Genomic DNA, 15975 nt, shown 5'->3' with positions numbered 1-15975 from the left:
CTGCGACTGCGAACGCGTTTAAGAGAGGTGAATCAACTATGTTACTGAAAGACTTTTTGGAGAAAGATCTCGTTGATATTCGACCAGAACCTGCTAAGGATTGGCGTGACGCCTTGCAACAAGCCGCGGGAAAGCTGATCGAACACAAGTATATACTGCCGGGGTATATTAACGAAATTATTGCTAACGTTGAGAAGAACGGGCCATACATCGTGATCGTGCCTGGCGTGGCCATGCCGCATGCGATGGCTGAAAGTGAGAATGTTTTGGGGACGGCGATCGGGTTTGCAAAATTCCCTGAGCCTGTCATTTTCGATTCAGACGACCCTGATAAGCAGGCACAGCTGTTCTTTACCTTAGCTGCAAAAGATCCGAAGCAACACTTGCAAAACATTGGCGACCTTTCCGACATGTTAATGACGGAAGGTCTGATCGATAAACTGTTGGCCGTCAATAGTGTTGATGATTTTAAAGCACTCATCGATGCGGGGAGTTGAAGGGGAAAGGTAAGAAATCATGCAGCAAATTCTAGATTTTCTAGTTAAAATATGGGACTACTTTGCGTCGAATATTCTGACGCAACCAGCCTACATGATTGGGTTTATCGTTTTACTCGGATATATTTTGGAACGCAAGCCATTATATGAATCAATCGCTGGGTTTCTAAAGGCGGTTATTGGCTACATGATCTTGATGGTTGGGTCTGGCGGCTTGGTTAACAGCTTCCGACCGATCCTGACCGGCTTGAAAGACCGCTTTAATTTAACCGCTACCGTTATTGATCCGTATTTTGGGCAAAACGCGGTTACTGAAGGTTTGGAAAAGACGTTTGGTCGAACATTCGGCGATGTCATGCTGTTGCTGCTGTTCGCGTTCGTCTTCAACATTTTGCTAGTTCGGTTCCAGAAATGGACGAAGTTGCGGGCAGTCTTCACAACTGGTAATGTCCAAGTGCAACAAGCTGCAACGGCTTTCTGGATTCTACTTTTCTGTTTCCCGAAGATGGGTCGGATTGAAGTGCTGCTGGTCATGGGTGTTGTTTTAGGCCTGTACTGGGCAGTTGGTTCAAACATGACCGTTCGTTATACGCAGGATTTGACCGATGGCGGCGGGTTTGCCGTTGCCCATCAACAAATGTTTGGGATTGCTTTTGTTTCTTGGCTGGCTGACAAGTTTAAGGCTCGTGAAGTAAAAGCGAAGAAAAAGGCACGTCGTCTTGAGGATATTGAATTGCCTGGTTTCCTCAAGATCTTTAACGAAAACATGGTTGCGACCGGCATTCTGATGCTGTTCTTCTTCGGCATCATCATGTTAATTCTTGGCAAGCCATACTTCGTTGGGGTTTTCGCAGCAACAAAAGGCGCCTCAGGTTTAGCACCAAATGCTAGTTTCTTGTTCTATATTATGACCACTTCCCTTGGGTTCGCGGTTAACTTGACCATCCTGCAACTTGGGGTACGAACCTTCGTTGGGGAACTGACTGAAAGTTTTACCGGGATTTCCGATCGTCTGCTGCCAGGTTCCGTACCTGGTATCGATGTGGCCGCAACCTTCGCATTTGGCGAACCAAACGCGGTTACCATCGGCTTCCTGTTTGGTGCATTAGGTCAGTTCCTAGCCATTGGTGCTTTACTGATTTTCCATTCACCAACTATCATTATCGCTGGGTTTATCCCATTGTTCTTTGATAATGCCGCATTCGGGGTCTTCGCAAACCGGCGAGCTGGTGCCAAAGCAGCCATGATCTTACCGTTCTTCAGTGGTTTGATTCAAGTGTTCGGTGCAGCATTGATTTCAACTTGGATTGGTTTGTCGAAGTTTGGCGGCTATCTGGGGATGTTCGACTGGGACACTGTATGGCCATTCTTCACCGTCTTGATGAAGATTCTCGGCATCGCTGGCATCGTGGTTGTTGTTCTGATCCTTGTCTTGATCCCACAACTCGAATATCGTCACGATCCGAAGAACTACTTCTTGATGGTAACGGATTACGAGCAATATAAAGAAAATATGGCAAAGAAAAAGGCTACTAAATAAGGATTTGACTTACAAGGAGGAAATTTCCCATGAAGATCTTAGTATCGTGTGCAAATGGTTCAGGTACCAGTTTAATGATGATGCGCAGTGTTCAAAAAGCATTTAAACGGTTGAATATTCCGATTACCCAAATTGAGCATACCAACTTGGCAGAAGGCAAGAGTACGGCTAAACAATACGACATGGTGTTCACAACAACCAACTTTGTCGACATGTTCAAGGATGCTCAGAGTAAAGGCGTGCAAGTGATTGGCGTCAAGAACGTTATGAGTGATAAAGAAGTAGAACAGCATGTTCGTGAAGATACGGATCTTGTGAAATAAAGCGAGTCATTAAGCAGATCGGACGCCGGCACGGGCCGGTCTGCTTTTGACGTTAAGGAAAGGCGTGCGACTCATGACCAGATCGTGTGATTGCCGCATAATAGGAGGGAAACATTTTGGCTAAACCAAATTTGCAAGTGGCATTGGATAATAATACGTTGGAAAGTGCTTTGGCAGATGTTCGCGCAGTTGGGAACATTGTGGATATTGTTGAAGCCGGGACGATCTTGATTTTGCAGGAAGGCACGATTGCCGTTCGCGCATTGCGAGCCCTTTTTCCTGATAAAATCGTGATTGCGGATACGAAATGTGCTGATGCAGGGACAACCGTTGCTCGTAACATGGGCGATGCTGGTGCAGACTGGATGACTTGTATCTGTGCGGCAACGATTCCGACCATTCAAGCAGCTCAAAAAGAAGTTAAAGAGATCCAAATTGAGTTGTATGGTAATTGGACCAAAGAAGATGCCCAATCGTGGCTGGATATTGGTGTGACGCAGGCGATTTATCATCAGAGTCGTGATGCTTTGCTTTCCGGTGGCTCATGGGGCGAGAAGGATTTAGCTAAGGTTAAGATGCTGGTTGATATGGGCTTCCGAGTTTCCGTGACTGGCGGTTTGAGTGTGGATACCTTGAAACTGTTTGAAGGCGTGAACGTTTATACCTTCATCGCTGGTCGGGCAATCACGCAGGCACCAGATCCTGCAAAAGCAGCAACGGATTTCCAAAACGAAATCATCCGCATCTGGGGCAAGTAAGCAAGCAGGCAATTCGTTGCTGAGAGGTGATGACAGTGAAAAATTCAATGGCCAATGTGCAGGCACGCCGGGAAAAGATCTTGTCAGCGGTGGACCAGTCGGAGCCAGTTGCTGTTGAGGGCTTGGCCCAACGATTCAATGTTTCGATCACGACGCTTCGCCGTGACCTGAAAGCTTTGTCAGACATGGGACAGGTGAAGTGGCATCATGGTTTGGTTGAAAGAACCAATGTGGTGACCGCCAGTAATCACGGATCGCGTTCAGGCATCGAATTAATTAAAGATACGATTGCGGCGGCGGTTCCAGCTTATATTGTTAAAAATAGTACGCTTTTCGTCAACTCCAGCTCATTGTGTTGGCGGGCAATTAATCAGTTAGCGATCATGCCGCTGACGATTATCACAAACAATATCAAGGCAACTGAGTGCGTGCGTCATCCAGAAACCTCCATCATCCTGACCGGCGGCGAAATTCGCTATCCAAAAGAGTCGTTGGTCGGTACAGTTGCGATGCAGATTCTGGAAACGATGCAGTCAGATTATACGTTGATTGGCTGTGACGGCATTAGCGTCGCAGGTGGCGTGACAACCCAAAATATTTACGAAGCGCAGATCAACAGCACGATGATCTCCAGAACCAAGCAAAAAGTGATCTGCGTGGCCGATTATCGAAAAGTTGGCGTCACAAGCAATTACCATGTTGCAGATTTAACCGGCGTTGATATTTTGATCACAGATAACTTTGCGAATGAAAAGGTCGTCCGCGACTTGCGCCGGCAAGGCATTGATGTGATTCAGGTATCGAATTAAACGTGATATAGGACAGTAAGCAAGCTGGCGGTGACCATTAGCTTAGCCGGTGTCCAGCCTGAAAAAAGGGTTGGAGCGCGGGCTTGCTAAGGCCACCGTCTTTTTAATAGCAATCGTGTATTTATGAAAGCGAATACAAGACGTGTGCGCCGGTTTCTTGGGCAGCAAACGCGTTTAAGGAGGCACAACATTGAATTCACTAGGAATCTACGAAAAGGCACTCCCAAAAACTGATTCATGGCAGCAGAGGTTGCAACAGGCTCACGATTTAGGGTTCAACTTTTTGGAATTGTCGATTGATGAAAGCGATGAACGCTTAGCCCGACTTGATTGGACGAAAGCACAGCGAGCAGAAGTACGGGATGCAAGTTGGCAAACCGGTGTGAGACTGCACACCTTAATGCTCAGTGGCCATCGTCGTTACCCACTTGGCTCGGCTGATCCGGCAGTTCGAGAAAAAAGCCTTGAAATGCTTTATAAGGCAATCGATTTAGCCGGTGATCTCGGCATTCGTAACATTCAGCTTGCTGGCTATGATGTTTATTACGAACCAAAGACGGTGACCTCGCGAGAATACTTCATTGAGAACTTAAAACGCGGCGTCGCTTATGCTGCGGCTAAAGAAGTCATGCTTGATATTGAAACAATGGATGATCCTTTCCTAAACGCCTTGACCAAAATTAAGGACATCAAAACGCAAATTCGCAGTCCGTGGTTGCAGGCATACCCAGACGTCGGCAATCTGACTGCTTGGCCGGAAAACAATGTCGGTCAAGAGTTAGAACGAGGCATTGATAATATTGTTTCGGTTCATTTAAAAGATACCTTGCCAGTCACCGCCGAAAGTAAAGGTCAGTTCCGAGATGTACCGTTTGGCGATGGCACCGTTGATTTCGAAGGCTGTCTGCGTACGTTGAAACGCCTGAATTATGGCGGGGCCTTCACCATTGAGATGTGGACGGAAAAGGCCGATGATCCGCTGGTTGAAGTGAAAAAAGCGAAACAATTCTTTGATGATCTTTTTGAACGCGTTGGATTGGAGCAGGAACCAGTGGTGTAGCAGTCGCGTAAAACTGTTGATCACAACGCGCAAACTGGTGAAAAAACGCTGACCCTGACCACGAAAAAAGCCACCTGGAGGAAGCGTGGCTTTAAACGAGTTATGGGTGGATCGCAGTTGGACTGATCTGGAAGTAATCAATCAAGAATTTCGCAACGCCATCTTCATCATTGGATTGCGTCGTAATATCAGCGATTTTCTTGATTTCAGGAATCGCGTTACCCATGGCGATGCCAATACCAGCGTAGTCAAGCATATCTTGATCGTTTTCTTCATCGCCAAATGCGGCTAATTGCTCGCGCGGAATGCGATAAAAGTTGAGGGCTGCTTTCAAACCGTTCTTCTTATTCACATTAGGCGGCATGATTTCCAGTAAGGTACGTCGTGATCTTGTCACCGTGACGCCCTCAAGTGATTGCGCAGCTTCTGAAGCCGCATCAACCATTTCTGGATCGCCAGCGATGACCACTTTAAAAATCGATAATTTGGCTGGCACCTTAGCAAATGTCGTATCGGTAAATGGCATTTGTTTAGGAATCATGGACTCATAGCTGGATTTGCCAAATTCAGTTAACGAATACACCTGATCTTCAGCAACCACATCTAAGTGGAAACCTTTTTCCTTAACGAGATCATAAACTGGCTGGATTTGTGATTTAGTCAGCGTTGAAGATTTGATGACGGTGTGATCCCGTACTAATCGGACTAAGCCGCCGTTGAAACAAATGCAGACATCATCATTTTTAGTTAAATGAAGCTGATCCAAAAATGGCTTCAAAGTGGCAAATGGCCGACCAGAACAGAGAATGACACGTATACCTTTGCGGCTAAGATAGCGGAGCACATCTTGATTCGTGACACTAATTTCTTTTTGACTATTAAGTAACGTGTTATCCATATCAAGGGCAATAGCTTTAAGCATGGGTAAACTTCCTTTCTAACTTCACGTGGTTACAACCCATTATATCAGAGTTGGCGGCGTTAAAAGCGTTTTCAGGTCATTGTGTACATTAAGTTTTAAATTTGGGCTTATTGATATAGACCATTTATCGGGAAAAGAACGCAGTCAGTTAGTGATTGACAAATAACGATATTCAATAAATGAACAGGAGTGAACTTTCATGCTTGAACAATTAAAACAAGAAGTCTACGAAGCAAATATGCAGTTGCCAAAATTAGATCTGGTTACTTTTACTTGGGGCAATGTTTCCGGCATTGATCGGGAAAAGGGATTGTTCGTCATTAAACCATCTGGTGTTGATTACGAAGACTTAACGCCGGATGACATGGTTGTCGTCAACCTGAAAGGCGAAGTTGTAGAAGGGCAACTGAACCCTTCAAGCGACACGCCGACACACACCGTCCTCTATAATGAGTTCCCTGACATCGGTGGGATTGTCCATACCCATTCACCATGGGCAGTTGCGTTCGCTTCGGCACACATGGATATCCCCAACCTGAATACAACCGCCGCTGACACGTTTTATGGGGATGTCCCCATCTCCGAAGCGTTGACGCAACAAGAAATTGAAGATGCTTACGAGGAAAACACAGGAAAAGTCATCATCAAAACCTTTAAGGATCGCGGTATTGATCATAACGCAGTTCCTGCAGTTCTGGTCAGCCAACATGGTCCATTCAGCTGGGGAGCGACCCCAGCTAAGGCAGTTTATAACGCCAAAGTCTTGGAAGTTGTCGCAGAAATGGATTATCACGCATTAACGCTGACACATCAAGACGTGCACTTGCCACAGTATTTGTTGGACAAGCATTATTATCGAAAACATGGTAAGGATGCTTATTATGGGCAGGATAATGCTAAGTCGGTGGGGCATGCGGCTAAGGCGTGATTAAGTTTAATTCGGATTCCTACTTTCAATGGCGAGAGCTGGTTAAGTGGTCTAGTACCACTAACCAGCTCTTTTTACATAACATTAGCTCAACTTGGCATGAATCTTGATTATCTAGGTCTTTCAAATTAGCTTCAGAAACCATCTAGATGAATCTTTTGGCTCTTGAACGATAAGTGATGTAGCGCTTCTGATTTTTATGACTATCGTCTCAGCGTTTGTTCGCTTCTTTTTTGCCATTGAGTATCCGGTTCGCTTACTTACTTTGAATTCTTTTAGTTTCCCCTAGCGTTTTGACCTTTATAGCCTCAATGGCATCCTTTTTAAACACTGGTTTGCCATGGCCTATTTACAATATACACGTGTAAAATTAAGGATTTCTTCTCTTGCAAACCTATCCTTATCTCAAACCAGGTGTCTTTGTAGCGTCCTCATGGATTGGATCTTAGAATCGCTTTCTGGTTCATCTTCAGGAGTGTCCAACCGTCTGAGATCTTGCTCGGTCATCAATTGAAGTTGCTGCGATTGATCGAGTAGCATCTGCACTTTCTCCAACTGATCGTCTTTTTTATCAAGTTGTGCTTTTAATAAACGTATCCGTTCCTCAAGTGCTGCCTCATATTTTTGATTGGCTATGCTGCTACCACTAGTGGCTTTGTTGCAGGAAGGTTGCTAATCGCCTTCTGAATATACTGACGGCTAACCCCCCCTAAATCTTCTGCGAGCTCTGTGACTGTTTTGTTCAAATAGCTATCCTCATCTCGTATAATCTAATATCAATTATAGCAATGGCTACAGGCGACTACCCATAAAAAGTACCCAAAATGATCCTAGAGATCGTTTCGGATCACTTATTTGAAATTAGGGTTCAGGCCTTATTTCAAGATGTTTCTGGACGATACGTCAGGGTACACCTATACGTACAAACAAGATAATTTATTCAATGTCTCGTACCTTAACGTCGACCATCAGTTCTTACCAAATGGACGTTAATTCTGACTGTAGTTAGCTTATAGGTCATATTGTTCATTTTCACACAAAAGTTCTTGACACATTGTGAAAGCGGTTGTAAAATACTAGAAGTATTAACTGAAACGTTTCAGTTAATATTGTTCGTTTAAACTTATTTTTTTAACTTCTTCTGAAACGTTTCAGAAGAAAGGGAAACAGTATGTGACCTCTATGAAAGAAGGGAATCTCATGGATTACATAGGTGTGGCTTCTCGCGCGCTTAAGGATGTCGGCGGTAAGGATAATGTCAAATCTGTGATTCACTGCGCAACCCGCTTGCGTTTCGTCCTATTTGACAAATCTAGAGTAGACAGGGATGCCATTCAGGCAGACAAAGATTTTCTGGGCTTTGTGGATGCACAAGGCCAGTCTCAGATCATTGTTGGTTCTTCTGTACCAGCTGTTTACGATGCATTGACCCCGTTGTTGAACAAGAGTGATCAAGCTTCGACTGAGAAGGCTGATCACTCAGTTAAAAGTGAGAAGAAAACTGGTATCATCGACCGTATACTGGCCACGATCTCTGCTATTTTTACACCATATATTCCAGTTCTGGCTTCTGCTGGTATTATTCAAGGTCTGCTTGGCATTACGGTGACGCTGGGCTGGCTGACTGAGAAGAGTGATACATATAAGATCTTCTACGGCATCGGTAACGCGATGATCTACTTCTTCCCCGTGCTTTTGGCCTTCACCGCAGCCAAGCAGTTCAAGTCTAACCCATATATTGGTGCAGTGATCGGAGCCGCTTTGCTGGAGCCTAACATTGCTGGTTTTGCAACAGGTTCAAAAGCCAGCTTACTGGGGATCCATTTCACAGCGATGAATTTCTCCAGTACCGTGATCCCAATCCTGCTTTCCATGTGGGTGTATGCACAGCTAGAACGATTCTTGCGCAAGCATATGGCCCAAAATCTGCAACTGATCGTAGTACCGGTAATCTGTTTGGTATTCATCGTGCCACTGACACTGCTTGTGTTCGGACCGGTTGGATCGGCCATTGCCAATGGCATTGCGGATGTCTACAAGATGATGCTCCACGGCAACATGGTGCTGTTCCAAGTTGTATTCGGTGGGTTCTTCATCTTTGTTATTATGTTTGGGATGCACTGGGTTCTCTTGCCCATTCAGCTTTCAATCTTGGCTTCTCAGGGACGTGAGTATTCGCTGGCTGCTGGTGGCATGGGCAATTACGCTTTGCTTGGCGTGTGCCTAGCAGTGCTGATCTTCTCCAAGAGCAAGGAAGAACGTGGTGTAGCAGGGTCAGCAGCTTTTGTTAACGCCTTATCTGGGATCACGGAACCTGGTATTTACGGTATCTTAATCCGAAACAAGAAGTATTTTGCAGCGGTTGCTCTTGGTGGCATGGCTGGTGGGCTGGTTCATGGTCTGACTGGTACGTATGTTACCGCATTTGCCTTTTCTGGTATTCTTGGGTCACCAGCCTTTATTTCCTCCCCAAAGGCGGTGCCTTACTTCATTGGGGTGGCGGTTGCGATTGTTGTCGGTTTTTTGGCCACGATGATCATGATGAAAACAACGAAAAGAACGAAAAGAACAATATAACAGGAGAATGTCATGGCAACGATCAAAGATATTTCAAAGGCACTTCACGTTTCCGTTTCCACGGTTTCGATGGCCTTAAATGATAGCAAGGAAATCAGTGAAAAAACGAAGTTGCGTGTTCGAGAAACGGCCGTTGCTATGAATTATGTGCGTAATGGAAGCGCGGTAAATCTACAGCGCAAGAAAACTAACACGATTTTATTCATCACTGATAATCCCACGCGTCCCTACTTCACGGACTCCTTGCGGGTATTGCAGGACGCGGTTGCAAAAGAAGGCTTTGATCTAATCATTGCTACCTCTAGCGTCAAAAACAGTCGATCCACTGAGCGCTTGTTGACGGAACGCCGAGCGGATGCAGTTATCTGCTGGTCCCAGTTTGTCAGCATGAAGTTGATTCAGCAGTGTGCGTCAGCAGAAATGCCGATTTTCACCATGGGCCGAGCGGATGAAATTGAAGATAACCCCTATGTTTTCAACCTGAATGTGCATCAAAACCGGGCTGGTGAAGAAATCACAACTTACTTGCTCCATCAGGGTATGCGACGAATTGCTTTTGTCCACAACGAGAACAATTCCGCTGGCTCTGATTATCGCAAGCGTGGCTATTTACAGGCTTTGCAGAACTTTGGGCCAGAAGTATCGCCAATCGTGTTTAATATTGAAAGCAGCGATTACGATGCTGGTTATACGGTGACGGAAAAGCAACTTACGCCGAAAATATTGGCTCATCAGATCGATGCGATCTTCTATACGAACGATGATGTAGCTGTGGGCGGTTTGCATTGCTTCCTCAAAATGAACATCTCTGTTCCAGATCAAGTATCGATCGTTGGGTACAATAATTATCCTTCGTCTAAGCTGGTGTTGCCACAAATTACCACGGTCAGCTTACATGAACGTGAGATCATGCAGCGAACAGCGGACGGGTTAATTCATCTGCTATGTCAAAGTGCTGATCCGGAATCAATCCGGGCTATGCTGTCTGACATTGCGCTGAATTCGGAGATCATTGAACGAGACACAGTAAAAAGGGTGATTAAGTGAGTAACGAGGCAAGGTTTCCCAGCAATTTTCTTTGGGGCGGTGCTTTATCTGCCAATCAAAGCGAAGGTGCTTGGGATAAGGATGGCAAAGGATCAAGTTCCGCAGATCTGGCGGTGGCTGGTAAGAAAGGTGCCAAACGATTGCACACAGTCTCGGTCGAGCCTGATCAGTATTATCCCAGCCATGAAGGCATCCGATTTTATGAACATTATCAGGAAGACATTGCCTTGATGGCTGAAATGGGGTTCAAATGTTTTCGCACCAGCATTAACTGGTCGCGTATTTTTCCCAAAGGCGATGAAAAAAAACCTAATGAGGCTGGGTTGGCCTTTTATGATCGAGTGTTTGACGAATGTCTTAAGCATGGCATTGAACCGGTCGTGACCTTGTCGCACTATGAAACGCCGCAGTTTCTGGTTGATCATTACGGCTCTTGGACAAATCGATTGATGATCAAGTTTTTTACTCATTATGCTGAAACGGTGATTCGACGTTATCGCGATAAAGTGCATTACTGGCTAACCTTTAACGAAATCAATGTTGTGACGCTAAACCCCTTGATGGCAACCGGCGTTGAGATACCGTTGACGGACAAACAGGATCTGTATCAGGCTGCTCATTATCAGTTGGTGGCCAGCGCTAAGGCAGTCGAAAGTGGACGAGAGATTCAGCCAGATGGTCATTTTGGAATGATGATGCTTTACCCGCTTTCTTACGGCGAAACATGCAGCCCAGCCGATCAGCTAGAAAACATGCACTTTATGGATCAACATTATCTCTTTTCCGATGTGCAGGCACGTGGTTATTACTCACCTAAAGTGCAGCACTTTTTTGAGCGCGAAGATATCAAGCTGGATGTAACTGAAGCAGATTTGGCTATCCTCAAGACTGGCACGGTGGATTACATTGGCATCAGTTATTACATGTCATTGGTAGCCAGTGCCAGTCCTGAAAAACATATCAAGGTGTCTGGCAACATGCTTGACAGCATCAAGAACCCTTATCTGGCAACGTCGGATTGGAATTGGCAGATCGATCCCACGGGGCTTCGGATCGCACTAAATCAGCTGTTTGACCGTTATCAGTTGCCCATCTTTGTGGTTGAAAACGGTCTTGGCGCAAAAGACACCCTAAAAGCGGATGGTACGATCGATGATGATTATCGGATTGACTACTTAAAACAACACCTCAGCGCCGTGAAACAAGCCATCGTGGAAGATGGTGTGGATGTGCTGGGTTATACCGTATGGGGCTGCATTGATGTGATTTCTGCCTCGACTGGACAGATGTCAAAGCGTTATGGTCTGGTATACGTCGATAAGGATGACTCTGGACATGGCACTTTTTCTCGTATTCGAAAAAAATCGTTTTACTGGTATCAGCAAGTGATCGCCAGTCGTGGCCAAAATCTTTGAGAGGTGACAGTATTGCTTAAGTATCCACATCTATTTAGTCCCATTAAAATTAACAACATGATCGTTAAAAACAGGATTATCGCGGCACCAACGGGCGATAGCTTTGAGGAAAAGGCCCTTGGTGGTGCTGGAATGGTCATTGCGGGGCATGCGATCGTCGAGCCCGGCTTCTCCAGCTTTGCCAGTGCTGATGAGCCGTACATCTTCAGCAAATATCAATATGAAGCAACACGTCTTCGCATCTTGAAAATACAACGAGCTGGCGCCAAAGCGTCCATCGAGTTGTTTCATGGTGGCCAGGATGCTCGGGTCAAGAACTACGCTAAAGGCCCTTGCTCTTTTATCCGCAAGGATGGCGTAAAGGTGGTTGGAATGGATGAAGAATCTATGACCGAAACCTTGCATTGGTATGCCAAAACGGCGCGCGAGGCTCGAGATTTGGGCTTTGATTCGATCTTCCTGCACTTTGGTCATGGATGGCTTCCGGCTCAATTCTTGTCGCCAGTGTTTAATCACCGGACTGATGAGTACGGCGGAAGCTTGAAGAATCGGATGCGTTTTCCGCTACGAATTCTTCAAACTGTGCGTAATGCAGTTGGTCCCCACTATCCGGTCGATATTCGCATCAGTGCCAAAGAGTGGGTGCCTCATTCTATTAAATTTGAGGATGTTAAAGCCTTTGTTGAAAAGGCCCAATCGCTTGTCGACGTCGTTCAGATCTCAGCTGGGATGGACATGAACCGTCAATCAAACGTTCACTGCATCACCACCAATTTTGCTGATTTCAAACCTAACGTGAAGTACGCAGCTGCAATTAAGGCGGCAGTTGGTATTCCAGTCAGTGTTGTCAGTGCGGTTTTAACTCCTGAAGATGGTGAAAAGATCATTGCTGATGGTCAGGCAGATATGGTGGCGTACGGGCGAGCCTTTATTGCTGATCCATACTGGCCAAAGAAAGTGCTGGAAGATCATGAATGGGACATCAGTCCTTGTGTGCGCTGCATGCAGTGCTATCACATTTCCACCAACCATAAGAATGTGGGTTGCACGGTCAACCCCCGGTTTAATCACGAAAGCTTTGTGCCACGCGATGTACCTGAAGCCAAGATTAAAAAGAACGTGGTGGTCATCGGCGGTGGCCCCGGCGGAATGAAGGCGGCAATCACTGCCTCTATCGCAGGACATCACGTGATGCTGATCGAAAAGCGACCACATCTGGGCGGTGAAATGATCTATGTTGCTCAAGAACACTACAAGGTTGAAATTGCCCGACTACTCTCACAACTACGCAAACAAGTGAAACATAGTGATGCTAAGGTTTTGTTAAATACGGAAGCTACTCCTGACATGGTGCGGGCGATGAACCCGGATGCTTTGATCATTGCAGTTGGTGGCTTTGAAGCTCAGCCACCAATCAGTGGGTTGGATGGGACCTCACACATGAGCGGCACACAGGCCATTGAGCACGACTTTAGTGATGCTCAAAATATTGCTATTCTCGGTGGCGGCACAATCGGTGCAGAATTGGGATTGGAGTTGTCGTTACTTGATCACAAGAACGTTTCGATCATTGAAATGGGCAGTGAATTGGCAGCCCAAGGTAATTCGCTTTACAAGATCGCATTGCATCAGAAACTAGATGAGTGTGAGACGCTGGATATTCGGCTGAATACGGCTTGCCAAGGGTTTGATGGCAACAACATGATCGTTAAGGATGCGACCGGACTGTCTACGATTCCTTTTGATCATCTGATTGTATCGACCGGGATCCGCCCTAAAGCAGATCTGGCTGAATTATTTTACGGCATTGCACCTGAAACAAACATGATCGGAGACTGTGTGCGGCCTCGCAAGATCATGGATGCTATTTTTGAAGGTCACAACGTCGCGATGTCGTTGTAAGGGAGGACTCAAGATGTTCGGTTTTAAGAAAGCAACGCCTAAATTGGTGTTGTTTATGCCAGTTGATGGTAAAGCCATTGCCATCACCGATGTGAATGATCAGGTCTTTTCTCAAAAAATGCTCGGGCCTGGATTTGCAGCCGTTCCTTTAGATGGCGCGGTTTATGCACCACTTAAAGCGAAGGTCACTTCGATATTTCCAACAAAGCATGCTATTTCGTTGTTGGCCGCTGACAATACGGAGGTCTTGGTTCATATAGGATTGGACACGGTTGAGCTGAATGGTAAGGGCATAAATGTGATGGTGGCTGAAGGCGACCAAGTTGATGAAAATACGCAGCTGGCGGCCGTTGATTTGAACGTTTTGGCAGAGGCCAAGAAGAATCCGACTATCATAGTGGTCTTCACGAACTTAAAGACGCATCAACTTAATGTGGGCCTTGGCGAGAATGAACACAGCACAAAGCTTGGCACGCTGACGAAGTAGTAGATACCCAGGTTATGATTCCCCCAAAAAAGTTGTTTGATTCGGTTGGCAGGATGGATTTATATAATGGAAAGAAACCTTATTACTGCAGGACTTGTCTAATAATATTAATTTGAATGCTTGTCTCAGGATTTTCATTCAGAGTTTTTTGATAACCCTTATTTAAAAATGTGTACTAAAACACTTTTATAGAAAATGGATCCTTTTCTTTCCTATATCTTCGTTTGCGAAAAAAATACTGGTTTTCATTACCGCTAACTGCCTGCACGAACTCATAGATTCAGCTCAAAACCTATGTTAGGATATAAGTGATCGAAAGTATTCATGACAGTCATAGATCCACGTAGCCCGCTAACTACGTGGATTTTTTTGTGGTTACAAAAAAGCCACCTCCGCTAAAAGGTGCCGTTCTGATACCGAGATCTGGATTTAATCGCTACTTATACTACTTGTGGTTGTCTGGTAGGCGTTTAAGCAATAGCAGAAACACACCAACGAGTAGTGGCGCGATGATCGCTTGATCGAAAATATTCATGACAAATCACCACCTCTGGGCGCGGCATCACGCCAAAAGGCATGGTGACTGAATAAGTATACCAAAAAACAGTCAAGACCTCGTCATGAATTAAGCAGTCTGTCACCCATCACTGTGCCCTAACAGCCTTCTTTAAACCTTAGTAAAAAAGACTCGGCACTTGCGAAGCCCCTCGTTATTTCTACATTACATATGATTCTTAACTAGTCTCAACTTCAATTGATGGTCAACCTTTTTAACAATGTTCAGTTGTCTTAATCAACCATCGTGCACGTTTTTTCCCCGACGTCGGAAAATGACTGTCTTAAGTCTTTCTCTCGTAAACGCTACCATAGAGCAGAAAGATGAAAGGGAGAGATTGAATATGTCTGATTGGTTAGGTTTAGATGGCAAGACAATTGTTGTAACTGGAGGTTCATCAGGAATTGGCGCTGCGATCGTCAAGGAATTGATTAATAATGGCGCTACGGTTGTTAACGGCGATCTCAAGGAAGGCGACTTTAAGGACCCTAACTTGAAGTATGTGCATACTGATGTGACTGATCCTGACGAAGTTGAAAATCTTGCCGCCACCGCCGAGAAGATCAATGGAGAAATCTGGGGCGTCGTGAATAATGCAGGTATCAACAAGCCGCGGGTATTGGTTGATCCTAAAGATCCACATGGTAAATATGAATTGGACGTTAAGACATTTGAACAAATCTTCAGTGTTAACGTTAAAAGTGTCTTCTTGGTTTCACAAGCAGTCGTTCGTCGGATGGTCAAACAGGGACATGGGGTTGTCGTCAATATGTCTTCTGAGGCTGGCCTTGAAGGTTCTGTTGGTCAGAGTGTTTATTCAGCAAGTAAAGGCGCCATCAACGGTTTCACCCGTTCTTGGGCTAAAGAGTTAGGCAAGTACAATATCCGGGTTGTGGGGGTTGCACCTGGCATCATGGAAGCAACAGGCTTACGGACACCGAGTTATGAAGAAGCTTTGGCTTATACGCGTGATACCACCGTTGATGCAATCCGTGCCGGCTACAGTTCAACGTCTACTACACCATTAGGCCGTAGTGGCAAATTGAGTGAAGTGGGTGATTTGGTCAACTACTTCTTGTCCAATCGTGCTAGTTATATTACAGGTGTGACAACCAATGTTGCGGGGGGTAAGTCCAGAGGTTAATTCATAAGCT

14 protein-coding genes are annotated in these 15975 nt (G+C 45.5%); 13 read left to right on the top strand and 1 reads right to left on the bottom strand.

The genetic code is table 11. The annotated features are described in order from the left end of the window. The first annotated feature begins 38 nt into the window (after positions 1-38). From ACWPAB_RS04700 to ACWPAB_RS04675, 6 genes are all read left to right on the top strand, one after another. Positions 39-497 (top strand): PTS sugar transporter subunit IIA, encoded by a 459-nt coding sequence (locus ACWPAB_RS04700; RefSeq protein WP_003568036.1) that lies wholly within the window; start codon positions 39-41, stop codon positions 495-497. A gap of 19 nt (positions 498-516) precedes the next feature. Further along, positions 517-2037, top strand: coding sequence for a PTS ascorbate transporter subunit IIC (locus ACWPAB_RS04695; protein ID WP_003568034.1), 1521 nt, complete (start codon positions 517-519; stop codon positions 2035-2037). A 29-nt stretch (positions 2038-2066) separates the two neighbouring features. Beyond that, complete coding sequence (locus ACWPAB_RS04690; protein WP_003568032.1) at positions 2067-2360, top strand: PTS sugar transporter subunit IIB; 294 nt, start codon at positions 2067-2069, stop codon at positions 2358-2360. A gap of 116 nt (positions 2361-2476) precedes the next feature. Further along, a complete protein-coding gene (locus ACWPAB_RS04685; RefSeq protein WP_003568031.1) occupies positions 2477-3118 on the top strand; it encodes a 3-keto-L-gulonate-6-phosphate decarboxylase UlaD in 642 nt (213 codons plus the stop codon). A gap of 29 nt (positions 3119-3147) precedes the next feature. Continuing rightward, positions 3148-3927, top strand: a complete 780-nt coding sequence (locus ACWPAB_RS04680; protein WP_003568030.1) for a DeoR/GlpR family DNA-binding transcription regulator — start codon at positions 3148-3150, stop codon at positions 3925-3927. Positions 3928-4117: 190 nt separating this feature from the next. Further along, complete coding sequence (locus ACWPAB_RS04675) at positions 4118-4987, top strand: L-ribulose-5-phosphate 3-epimerase (RefSeq protein WP_016381785.1); 870 nt, start codon at positions 4118-4120, stop codon at positions 4985-4987. Positions 4988-5087: 100 nt separating this feature from the next. On the opposite strand, the gene ACWPAB_RS04670 is transcribed toward ACWPAB_RS04675, so the two are convergent. Then, positions 5088-5909 carry a Cof-type HAD-IIB family hydrolase gene (locus tag ACWPAB_RS04670; protein WP_003568028.1) on the bottom strand — a complete coding sequence of 274 codons (822 nt, stop codon included), beginning with the start codon at positions 5907-5909 and terminating at the stop codon, positions 5088-5090. Between the two features lie 199 nt (positions 5910-6108). Between ACWPAB_RS04670 and ACWPAB_RS04665 the strand changes: the two genes are divergently transcribed. From ACWPAB_RS04665 to ACWPAB_RS04635, 7 genes are all read left to right on the top strand, one after another. Next, a complete protein-coding gene (locus tag ACWPAB_RS04665) occupies positions 6109-6837 on the top strand; it encodes an L-ribulose-5-phosphate 4-epimerase (RefSeq protein WP_003585859.1) in 729 nt (242 codons plus the stop codon). Positions 6838-8037: 1200 nt separating this feature from the next. After that, positions 8038-9414: a PTS transporter subunit EIIC gene (locus tag ACWPAB_RS04660; RefSeq protein WP_003585856.1), complete on the top strand. Its 1377-nt coding sequence runs from the start codon at positions 8038-8040 to the stop codon at positions 9412-9414. Positions 9415-9426: 12 nt separating this feature from the next. Further along, positions 9427-10461, top strand: a complete 1035-nt coding sequence (locus tag ACWPAB_RS04655) for a LacI family DNA-binding transcriptional regulator (protein ID WP_003585854.1) — start codon at positions 9427-9429, stop codon at positions 10459-10461. Continuing rightward, a complete protein-coding gene (locus tag ACWPAB_RS04650; RefSeq protein WP_016381784.1) occupies positions 10458-11876 on the top strand; it encodes a glycoside hydrolase family 1 protein in 1419 nt (472 codons plus the stop codon). Before ACWPAB_RS04655 ends, ACWPAB_RS04650 begins: the two co-directional genes overlap by 4 nt. A 12-nt stretch (positions 11877-11888) precedes the next feature. Next, positions 11889-13778 carry an oxidoreductase gene (locus ACWPAB_RS04645; RefSeq protein ID WP_016381783.1) on the top strand — a complete coding sequence of 630 codons (1890 nt, stop codon included), beginning with the start codon at positions 11889-11891 and terminating at the stop codon, positions 13776-13778. 13 nt (positions 13779-13791) lie between these two features. Continuing rightward, complete coding sequence (locus ACWPAB_RS04640) at positions 13792-14265, top strand: PTS sugar transporter subunit IIA (protein ID WP_003585850.1); 474 nt, start codon at positions 13792-13794, stop codon at positions 14263-14265. 899 nt (positions 14266-15164) lie between these two features. Continuing rightward, the gene (locus tag ACWPAB_RS04635) at positions 15165-15965 is read left to right on the top strand and encodes an SDR family oxidoreductase (RefSeq protein ID WP_003568026.1); all 801 of its coding nucleotides are present in this window, start codon (positions 15165-15167) and stop codon (positions 15963-15965) included. Positions 15966-15975 lie beyond the last annotated feature (10 nt).

The organism is Lacticaseibacillus sp. 30 (assembly GCF_053819265.1).
This window is presented reverse-complemented; position numbering and strand designations above follow the sequence as displayed.